13 protein-coding genes are annotated in these 8,545 nt (G+C 70.6%); 11 read left to right on the plus strand and 2 right to left on the minus strand.

Features of this window, described 5'->3' with window-relative positions:
• The first annotated feature begins 12 nt into the window (after positions 1-12).
• The 4 genes from H0E82_RS04890 to H0E82_RS04905 are packed head-to-tail and all read left to right on the plus strand — an operon-like array spanning position 13 to position 3,259.
• Positions 13-672 carry a FliH/SctL family protein gene (locus tag H0E82_RS04890; RefSeq protein ID WP_180544314.1) on the plus strand — a complete coding sequence of 220 codons (660 nt, stop codon included), beginning with the start codon at positions 13-15 and terminating at the stop codon, positions 670-672.
• Positions 669-2,033 (plus strand): FliI/YscN family ATPase, encoded by a 1,365-nt coding sequence (locus tag H0E82_RS04895; protein ID WP_180544315.1) that lies wholly within the window; start codon positions 669-671, stop codon positions 2,031-2,033. Before H0E82_RS04890 ends, H0E82_RS04895 begins: the two co-directional genes overlap by 4 nt.
• Complete coding sequence (locus H0E82_RS04900) at positions 2,030-2,518, plus strand: hypothetical protein (protein ID WP_180544316.1); 489 nt, start codon at positions 2,030-2,032, stop codon at positions 2,516-2,518. Before H0E82_RS04895 ends, H0E82_RS04900 begins: the two co-directional genes overlap by 4 nt.
• A 21-nt stretch (positions 2,519-2,539) precedes the next feature.
• Positions 2,540-3,259, plus strand: coding sequence for a hypothetical protein (locus H0E82_RS04905; protein WP_180544317.1), 720 nt, complete (start codon positions 2,540-2,542; stop codon positions 3,257-3,259).
• Positions 3,260-3,296: 37 nt separating this feature from the next.
• Here the strand turns inward: H0E82_RS04905 and H0E82_RS04910 are convergent, their stop codons facing one another.
• Positions 3,297-3,950 carry a GNAT family N-acetyltransferase gene (locus tag H0E82_RS04910; protein ID WP_180544318.1) on the minus strand — a complete coding sequence of 218 codons (654 nt, stop codon included), beginning with the start codon at positions 3,948-3,950 and terminating at the stop codon, positions 3,297-3,299.
• Between the two features lie 202 nt (positions 3,951-4,152).
• On the opposite strand from H0E82_RS04910, the gene H0E82_RS04915 reads away from it, so the two are divergent.
• The 7 genes from H0E82_RS04915 (at position 4,153) to H0E82_RS04945 (ending at position 7,951) form a co-directional block, all read left to right on the plus strand.
• Positions 4,153-4,380 (plus strand): hypothetical protein, encoded by a 228-nt coding sequence (locus tag H0E82_RS04915; protein ID WP_180544319.1) that lies wholly within the window; start codon positions 4,153-4,155, stop codon positions 4,378-4,380.
• A gap of 3 nt (positions 4,381-4,383) precedes the next feature.
• Positions 4,384-4,692 carry a hypothetical protein gene (locus tag H0E82_RS04920; RefSeq protein ID WP_180544320.1) on the plus strand — a complete coding sequence of 103 codons (309 nt, stop codon included), beginning with the start codon at positions 4,384-4,386 and terminating at the stop codon, positions 4,690-4,692.
• 138 nt (positions 4,693-4,830) lie between these two features.
• A complete protein-coding gene (locus H0E82_RS04925; RefSeq protein ID WP_180544321.1) occupies positions 4,831-5,361 on the plus strand; it encodes a hypothetical protein in 531 nt (176 codons plus the stop codon).
• 168 nt (positions 5,362-5,529) lie between these two features.
• The gene (locus tag H0E82_RS04930; protein ID WP_180544322.1) at positions 5,530-5,901 is read left to right on the plus strand and encodes a hypothetical protein; all 372 of its coding nucleotides are present in this window, start codon (positions 5,530-5,532) and stop codon (positions 5,899-5,901) included.
• Between the two features lie 166 nt (positions 5,902-6,067).
• A complete protein-coding gene (locus H0E82_RS04935; RefSeq protein WP_180544323.1) occupies positions 6,068-6,451 on the plus strand; it encodes a hypothetical protein in 384 nt (127 codons plus the stop codon).
• 62 nt (positions 6,452-6,513) lie between these two features.
• Complete coding sequence (locus tag H0E82_RS04940) at positions 6,514-7,197, plus strand: hypothetical protein (protein WP_180544324.1); 684 nt, start codon at positions 6,514-6,516, stop codon at positions 7,195-7,197.
• A 52-nt stretch (positions 7,198-7,249) separates the two neighbouring features.
• On the plus strand, positions 7,250-7,951 hold the full coding sequence (locus H0E82_RS04945; protein ID WP_180544325.1) for a DUF6683 family protein: 702 nt from the start codon (positions 7,250-7,252) through the stop codon (positions 7,949-7,951).
• A gap of 51 nt (positions 7,952-8,002) precedes the next feature.
• Here H0E82_RS04945 and H0E82_RS04950 read toward each other — a convergent pair.
• A partial coding sequence (locus H0E82_RS04950) for a hypothetical protein (protein WP_180544326.1) occupies positions 8,003-8,545 on the minus strand: 543 nt, incomplete at its 5' end.

Raw genomic sequence — 8,545 nt, forward strand, 5'->3', positions numbered from 1 at the left:
ACGGACGCGTTCATGACCCAGCCGAGCCAATCGACTTCTCCGACCCAGGGCGCCGCGACCGTCTTCGAGGTCCGCACGTTCCAGCGGTCGGTCTCCGGCCCGATCGTCCGTGCGGACGCGTGGCACGCACTGGCCGATGTCGACGCCCTGCTCGAGCGCGCCAACGCTCTGTACGCCGAGGCGGGCGAGGACGCGCGCAAGGCCCGCGAACAGGGCTATGCGGACGGCTTCGCGGAGGGGCTGGACCGCGTCAAGCAGCAGATGACCGAGCAGCTGGCCTCGCTCAACGAGCGCCGGGCACGGGTGCTCGGCGAGGCGGTGGGGCGCATCGGCGATCTGGCCTGCGCCATCGTCGCGCGCATCGCCCCCGGGTTCGATGCCGCCACCGTGGTCCCGCCGCTGGTGATGCGCGCGGTGGAATCGGCGCAGGCCGAGCAGTTCCTGATGATCCGCGTGCATCCTTCGGTGCGCGACAGCGTTCACCAGGGGCTCGGCGCGGTACGCCAGGCGCACCCGGGCGTGGGCGTGATCGAGCTGGTCGACGACGAAAGCCTCGATCCGCTGAGCTGCATCGTGGTGTCGGAGGCCGGCGAGGTACGTGCGGGCGTGGCCCAGCAGATCGAGGCGATCCGCGCCGCTCTGGCGCAGGCGAGCGTGGCGGGCCCGGCATGAATCCGGAGCTGGCGCTGTCCGCGCTCGATGCGGTGCGCACCGGCGACCCGGGCGATCCGCTGCTGCGGGCGCTCGGCACGGTGCAGGCGATCGAACGCGTGGGCCGGGTCAGCGAGGCCTACGGGACGCTGGTCAAGGCGACCGGGCTGCGCGCGGCGATCGGCGAGTTGTGCCACCTGCGCAATCCGGGCGAGACCGGGCCCAAGGCCTTCGAGCTCGCTGCCGAAGTGGTGGGCGTGTCGCGCCAGCACACCCTGCTGACGCCCCTCGGGCCGCTCGATGGAATCGCCGCGACCACCGAGGTCTACGCCACGGGCCGCCAGGCCGCAGTGGCCGTGGGCGACGGCGTGCTGGGCCGGATCCTCGATGCGCACGGGGTGCCGATCGACGACGCCGGACCGCTGGGCCCCACCGTCGACGCACCGATCTACGCCGCGTCGCCCAACCCCCTCAAGCGCAGCCTGATCGATCGCCCCTTCGCCACCGGCGTGCGCGCCATCGACGCCGTCATGAGCGCGGGCGAAGGCCAGCGCATCGGCATCTTCGCGGTGGCCGGCGGCGGCAAGAGCACCCTGCTCGGCATGCTCGCGCGCGGCGGCTCCGCCGACGTCAACGTGATCGTGCTGGTGGGCGAGCGCGGGCGCGAGGTCAACGAGTTCATCCACGACAACCTCGGCGCCGAGGGCCTGGCCCGATCGGTGATCGTGGTGGCCACCTCCGACCGGCCCGCGCTCGAACGCAGCCGCGCGGCCTGGGTGGGCACCGCGATCGCCGAGCATTTCCGCGATCAGGGCAAGCGCGTGCTGCTGCTGGTCGACTCGGTCACCCGCTTCGCGCGCGCGCTGCGCGACGTCGGCCTCGCGATCGGCGAGCCGCCCGCGCGGCGCGGCTTTCCGCCATCGGTGTTCAGCGCGCTGCCGCGGCTGTTCGAGCGCGCGGGCAACAACGACCGCGGTTCGATCACCGCCTTCTACACCGTGCTCGCCGAGGACGAGGACGGCGGTGACCCGATCGTCGAGGAAGTGCGCTCGATCCTCGACGGCCACATCGTGTTGTCGCGCAAGCTCGCGGCCGCCTACCACTACCCGGCGATCGACGTGCTGACCAGCCTGAGCCGCACGATGCCGCGCGTCGTCGATCCGGCGCATCTGCGTGCGGCCGGCCAGCTCCGCAAGTATCTGGCCAAGCACCAGGAGATCGAACTGCTGCTGCAGCTGGGCGAGTACAAGCGCGGTACCGACCCCGACGCTGACATCGCCATCGACAAGATCGGGGCGATCCGCGCTCTATTGCAGCAGGGCGAGCACGATCTCGTGCCCTTCGCCGATTCGGCCGGGGCGCTCAAGGCGATGTTCGGATGAAGCGCTATCCGCTGCAGACGCTGTTGCAGCTGCGTGAACACCGCACCGACGCGGCGCGCATGGTGGTTCTCGAGAAACGGCGCGCGCTCGCCCAGTGCGTCGAGGCCCGCACCCGGGTGCAGGGCGAGCTCAGCGGCCTGGAATCCGGGCGGCGCACGCATCGCGCGCGGCTGCTCGACCCGCCGCCGCCGGGCGTGCCCTGGCCGGCCGCGATGAGCCAGCGCGAGGCCCACATCGACCTGCTCGGTGAACAGATCGCCGGCGCGCGGCAGCGCCTGTCCAAGGCGCAGGAGGCGGTGCGCCAGGCGGAGGTCGCGGTGCAGGAGGCGCGCGATGCGTTCTTCCGCGCCAAGGGCCGGCAGGATGCGCTCGAAACCCGGCGTGATCGCTGGACCCGCGACCAGCGCGCTCTGCTCGAGCGGCACGAAGAGGCGGTCAACGAGGACCTCATGCAGGCACGCCATCATCTGGCGCGTCCGCACTAGGCCCGATACCAGGAGACGACGATGAGCGTGCAGCGCAACGATTCCGCATCCAGGCCGCCGGACCAGACGGCGCGCAACCGGCAGGTCGACCGCGAAGCGCGCGTCGATGCGAAGGAGGCGGCGCCGCGGGAGCACATCGACCAGTTCCGCTCGATGATGCAGCAGGCCCGTGGCGATCTGCCGGGCATGCACGGCGACGGCGGGCTCGCAGACATCGCCGCGGGCGAGGGCGAACTGCAGGACGTGGCACTCGCCGAGAGCGCCGACCAGCACGCCGCCGTGCGCGAGCAGCACTCGCTCGCCGACGTGGTCGATGCCCGCACGTTCCGCCAGCAGCACGACAATGCGTTTAATGGCCAGCACGCGCCGGGCATGGAGTCGGCCGCGATGCTCCAGGCGCAGATGGCCCTGCGCGATGGCGCGCCCGCCGCAGCTCCGGCGGCGGCGGCGGCCAACGCGGGCCAGCTGTTCGACATGATGGAACGCCACGTGCGGCAGATGGCCGTGCACGATGCGCGCGATCCCGGCGGGGATGGGCAGGTGCTGTTGCGGATGTCCGATGGCACGCTGCCCGGCACCGATCTGCTGCTGAGCAGGAACGCGGATGGCTGGGTGCTGCGTGCGGACAGCCGCTCGCGCGAGAGTTTCGACGCGATCCGGGAGGCCGGGCCGCAACTGGCCAGACGTTTCGCCGAGCAGAATCTCGGCCCGTTGACGATCGATCCGCATTATCACGGTTGAACGCTGGATCGACCGCCGTACCGCGCATCGGGCCGGATCAGCGGTCCGCGTCGCCGCGGTCGTGTCGCCGGCTGCGCCGCGGCCGCAGGCCCTGCCAGGCGCTTCGCGCCAGATGGAAGCGCCGCGCGGGATTGCCGAACTGCGTGCCCGCCTCCCGCTCCTGGAAACCGAGGCGCTCCAGCAGCGGCGGAACCGATCGGTTGTCCGGCGCGCACTGGGCGATCAGCGCGGGCAACCGAAGTCCGTCGAAGGCATGGGCGCAGAGGCATGCACCGCCTTCGATCGCATAGCCGCGGCCCCAGGCCGACGGCAGCAGGCGCACGCCGATCGCCACGTCTCCGGCGGCCCCGCTCGGGGTCAACGAGAACAGCCCGATGAAGCGACCGGCACGGTCGCGCGCGTGCCAGAGCCCCAGACCGGGGCGTTCGCGGTAGAGCTTGTTGGCCCACACCACCAGGCCCATGGCGTCGTCGATCCTGGTGATCGGATCGTCGAGCAGCAGACGCGTGACCCGCTCCTCGCGACCGAGCTGAAGCAGGTCGAAGACGTGGCGGAACGCGAAGCCGTGCAGGCGCAGGCGACGCGCGCGCAGGTGCTCGGTGTCGGGGTAGTCGCGCCCGTTCGCGGGCAGATCGTCGGCGGTGAAGGCCGCGGCGGGTGGCGCAGGCTGCGGCTCGTCGGCTGTGCGCATCGGTGTTTTTTATCACGCGGACAAGGCGCCGATCGCGGCACCGCGGCTAGGGCGTGCCCTAGATGGGGTACGACCTAGCTGTCGACGCCACCCGTTGGGACGAGACTACATCCGCAGTCGCGCCGCGGGTCCAGTCCCCGCCAGGCGCGCGGAGATTCCGGATCGTTCGATCCAACGGTTTTTCATCAACAGGAGTATCACCATGTCCAGCGACATCTTCTCCGGTATCGGCTCCCTGATCGGCACCGCGCTCGGCGGCCCGCTCGGCGGCATGATCGGCAACTTCCTCGGTGACATGATCGGCCAGGCCTTCAGCTCGGCGTTCGACGGCATGTTCTCGTCCCTCGGTCTGCCGCAGGGTGCGCAGAGCGCCATCAGCGAGGGCTTCTCGGCCGGGTTCAACTTCAACTTCGGCCTCGGCGGCAAGTAAGCCATGTCGTTCGATCGCCAAGCGCAACGCCAGGCCTGGATCGACGGACTCGCGCAGCTGCGCGAGCAGGGCGCCATCACCACGGACGACGAGAACACCCTGATCCGTCACATGGACGAGCGGCTGGATGCCGTGCAGGAGGCACTCGCCGCGCTGGTGCCCGAGTACGAACGGCGGGTGGCCGAGGAGGGCCAGGATGCGGCCGATGCATGGATCGGCGACCAGGCGCGGGCGATGGGCGAGCGTGAAGGCGAGGATGCGCGACGGATGGTGGATTCGCTCACCTCGGTCCAGATGAGCGCCCAGGCCTGATCAGGGCGCTCGGCGATCCGTGACACCGGCGAAGCCCGCAGTCGTTCACTGCGGGCTTCCCTGCTTCGGGGGTAGGCTGCGGGACGTGCAGGTCCCGCGTGCCGCCGCAGCGCACATGCGCCGGCGCGAGCAGGGTCCTTGCGTATCCAGCTGCGCGGCCGACCGCCAGCACTCGACGAAAGAGGAATCGATCAGATGTCCACTCACTCCAGCGATGAAGGCTCCCGGGAACAGATGAAAGCCGAGATGCTCGGCAGGTTCGACGCGCTTCTGCGCGATGTCGCGAGTATCGATGCCGGGGAGCGGGAGTTCATGCTGTCGCATCTCGGGCGCTCGCTGGACCACGCGATTTCCGGGGGCGCGGGCGCGCCGGAACCCGATGCCTTGCAGGGCTCGCTGGGCGACACCGTCCACATGCTGGAGGACAGCCGTCTGCTGGATCGGAACGAGAGCGGGGAGGTCGCGGCGGCATTCGCCCCCGCGTTCGACCTCCTGCGCAGCGAAGGCGTCAACCGGGCGCTGGAGTTCGCGAGGATCGCCCGTGAGCAGGGCGAGGACGCGGCGCGGACGTGGCTGCGGACGCAGGGTTCGGCCACGGCGACGGGCGCGTCCACCGCGGCGCCTCACTTCATCCCGACGCACGTGGCGAGCGCGATCGGCCGGCGTTGACTGAATACACGCGGCCTAGGGATTGCCCCAGTTGTCCAGATACGGGACGCCGCGCAATCTAGACCCATCGGACCCGTGACCGCTTGCGACAGCCCACGTCCTCGGCGACAGACACAGCCATCCAGGTCCAACAGATTTCGACTGTTTTCAAACCTAGGAGCTATCGACATGACCGACTTCAACTACACCTTCACCGCCAACATCACCACCAACGCGGTCAACCGGGGCGAAGAAGCCGCGGCTGCCGGCGGCGGTGGCAAGGGCTGGCTGGCCGCGCTCGCCGGTGCGCTGGGCGGCATGCTGGGCGACCGCGCGGTCAAGATGGAAACGATGATGGAAAAGCTCAACGACCTCAACGCCGAACTCGACGGGCTGGGGGAAAACGACCAGGCCGGACGCGAGCAGAACACGCGCGAGTTCCAGACGACGCTGACCGCGTTCCAGGCCGAGTCGCAGATGTTCAGCATTCTCTCGAATGCCTCGAGCACCGCGCTGAAGTCCATCGGCGAAGGCGTGACCGCCGTCGCACGCAAGCAGTAAGAATCCAACCGGATTCATCGGGCGTCCTCCACCGCGAAGGTGGAGCGATGCCGGCGTGACACGGGGGCCTTCGGGGCCCCCGTTCCGTTTCGACCTCGGGTCGACGGCGGGGGTGCCAGACTCCCGTCGACCGAGGCGAGAAGTCGCCCCAACCGGAGTGCTCCTCATGAAGATCAGCGTGTCCCGGACATTACGCTTGAGCGCCTGTGGCGCATGCCTGCTGGCAGTTGCCGAGGTGAGTGCGCAGGAGGTGTCGGTCACGCCGGTGTACACGGCGCCGGCCTATGCCCAACCGCTCAAGCTCGACACCGACCGGTATGCGGCCGAGCGCCGCGCGGAGCAGCGTGCGGGTGCACGTTCCGGCGCGACGCGCGCCAGTGACCATCGTGCGCCGAGCCGGCAGGAACTCCAGGCCGTCATGGATCGGCTGACCCCCGAATACAATTTGCGTCTGAAGCGGGACGGCGAGCGCGCCGCGAATGCATGGGCCCGGCAGGCGGCATTCGAAATGGGGCAGGAGGCTGCGAACGCCCGGGGCGGCGCCCGCTGAACGTGCCGGCGCCCGGCCTTGCGCCTTCGAACCTTGGGTTCGGCCGCCATTCCGGCCGCGGCATGCGCCGTCGGGCCATTGCATGGGCTTGGCTGCCTGCTGCGCTCGCAAGTGTCTCGGCCTGCTCCGGCTCGGATGCCGAGCCGGTATCGGAGGACGCGCCCGAAGCCCGGGCGCACGTTGCGCGCATCGAGGAACTGCCTGACCGGGCGCTGGTGGAAGCCGCCTATCGCACCGGACTGGGTGCCCGGGCCGAGAACCCCGGCGTGCGCATCGAATCGCGGACGCTTTCGCGACTCGCATCCGGCGCCTCGCTTCCGCGCGATGACGTGCGCGCGTTCATCGAATCGGGGGAGGCCGATGCGTTGCTCGTGACGCTGTATCGCCGTTTCGGCTTGGAGCAGGGAACGCCCGGTGCCGAGAACGCGCTGCTGTTCGTCGTGGCATGGCAGGCCTATCACGGACGCGAGGCCACACCTGCCCAGGTGCAGGGCGTGCTCGCGCAGATCGGGGCAGCGCAGCAGCAGGCCGTCGACAGCGAGAGCGCGGCGCAGAAGCGGGTCTACGCGCTTCTGGCCGCGGTCATCCACCATGCTGAGGTGCATGTGTTCGACTCCGCCAGCCCGGCCCATGCACGCGCGTTCCGCGAGCGGCTTCGCGAGGACCTGCAGGCCTGGTCGGGCAACGACCTGGCCGGTTTCCAGCTGACGTCCGACGGCTTCGTCAGCGCGGGTTCCGGACGCTGAGACGCCCGGCCCGCTCGAGGCGTCGGATCCGGATTCCACGAGGAGTGCACGCATGAAGAATCGGCTCGTCCCCCACCTTCCCGGATCCGCGCGGATGGCCGGGTTCTGGATCGCGCTGTTGCTGCTGACCCTGGGCGTCGCTCCCGCCGTCGCCAGTGACGCCGCGGTTCACCGCGCGCTGCAGCAGGCCATCGCACGTCCGGCGCCGCCACGGGTCGACGCCGAGGCGGTGGCGGCCCTGTCGTTCCGTCGCGATCCTGCGGTGAGCGCGCGTGTCCGCCAGGAAACGATCCAGGCCTTCGGTCGCACTCCGCAGCAGATCGCGGATCTCGAGGCGCTGATCGGGTCGGGCCGGATGATGCGGGAGTTCGACACCATCCTGCGGCGCTACGGCTACGACCCCACCAATCTCGGCGACGTGCTCGCCGCGCACCTGCTGATTTCGTGGGAGGTGGTCAACGATCGCGATTCGCGCAGCGCGCCGGCAGGCCAGCGGGCGGTGCGGCGTCAGCTGATCGGACCGCTGGCCGCGGTGCCGGAGATCGCGGCGATGAGCGACGCCGCCAAGCAGGCCCAAGCCGAGCGCACGGCCTATCTGACGATGGTGTCGGCGCTGTCGTACCAGCAGCTCAAGCGAGACCGCAATGCCCGGGCGCTCGAGGCGCTGTCGGCCAGCGTGCGCCAGGGGCTGCGCGGAAACGGCGTGGATCTGCAACGGGTGGTGCTGGGCGAGGGCGGGCTCGTCGCCCGTTGAAGCGCGCGCCCGTGCGCGGGGCGGTCCGGGACCGGCGTGGGGGCCGGGCCCTCAGTTCCGCGGCGGGCCGGATCCCCGCGTGAGCTTGCGCCCGAGCCACCAGGCGCCCAGTGCGGCCAGCAGCCCCGACCAGGCGAACTCGCCTGTCCAGCGACGCAGGGTCGGTGCTGCCGGCAGCTCGCTGAAGCTCAGCAGGAAGCTGACCAGCACGAGGCCCAGTGAGCCGTAGGCGACGATCGCGAGCACCCAGAACAGCCATTGCGACGCCTTGGCGATTTCCCGCGGCGTATCGTCGTCGTACGGGCGCACCAGCAGCACACGCCCCTGCGCCATGGCCAGCATCCATTGACCCAGCTCCCGGGCGCCGACCCTGAGCCGCTCGCGGCGGCGCAGTCCGGGTCCCTCGGCGGTGTAGGTGCCGGTACCGCTCAGCTCGGCGCGCACCGGGCCGCCGGCATCGAGTGCCGACGTGCCGGCCACCGGATTGCCCGAGGCCTGGGCCAGCGGGTTGCCTGCCGGCGCCTGCGTGACCGGCGCCTGGGCGACCGTGGCCGCCAGCGGCACCGCGGCGAGCAGCGCGGCCGCCTGCGTGAC

This window comes from Luteimonas deserti (assembly GCF_013425765.1).
GTDB lineage: Bacteria > Pseudomonadota > Gammaproteobacteria > Xanthomonadales > Xanthomonadaceae > Luteimonas > Luteimonas deserti.

What these genes read in the sequence shown, in the direction of transcription:
- H0E82_RS04890 (WP_180544314.1), top strand. Translation starts at nt 13, where the DNA reads ATGACCCAGCCGAGCCAATCGACTTCTCCGACCCAGGGCGCCGCGACC.
- H0E82_RS04895 (WP_180544315.1), top strand. Translation starts at nt 669, where the DNA reads ATGAATCCGGAGCTGGCGCTGTCCGCGCTCGATGCGGTGCGCACCGGC.
- H0E82_RS04900 (WP_180544316.1), top strand. Translation starts at nt 2,030, where the DNA reads ATGAAGCGCTATCCGCTGCAGACGCTGTTGCAGCTGCGTGAACACCGC.
- H0E82_RS04905 (WP_180544317.1), top strand. Translation starts at nt 2,540, where the DNA reads ATGAGCGTGCAGCGCAACGATTCCGCATCCAGGCCGCCGGACCAGACG.
- H0E82_RS04910 (WP_180544318.1), bottom strand. Translation starts at nt 3,950, where the DNA reads ATGCGCACAGCCGACGAGCCGCAGCCTGCGCCACCCGCCGCGGCCTTC.
- H0E82_RS04915 (WP_180544319.1), top strand. Translation starts at nt 4,153, where the DNA reads ATGTCCAGCGACATCTTCTCCGGTATCGGCTCCCTGATCGGCACCGCG.
- H0E82_RS04920 (WP_180544320.1), top strand. Translation starts at nt 4,384, where the DNA reads ATGTCGTTCGATCGCCAAGCGCAACGCCAGGCCTGGATCGACGGACTC.
- H0E82_RS04930 (WP_180544322.1), top strand. Translation starts at nt 5,530, where the DNA reads ATGACCGACTTCAACTACACCTTCACCGCCAACATCACCACCAACGCG.
- H0E82_RS04935 (WP_180544323.1), top strand. Translation starts at nt 6,068, where the DNA reads ATGAAGATCAGCGTGTCCCGGACATTACGCTTGAGCGCCTGTGGCGCA.
- H0E82_RS04940 (WP_180544324.1), top strand. Translation starts at nt 6,514, where the DNA reads ATGCGCCGTCGGGCCATTGCATGGGCTTGGCTGCCTGCTGCGCTCGCA.
- H0E82_RS04945 (WP_180544325.1), top strand. Translation starts at nt 7,250, where the DNA reads ATGAAGAATCGGCTCGTCCCCCACCTTCCCGGATCCGCGCGGATGGCC.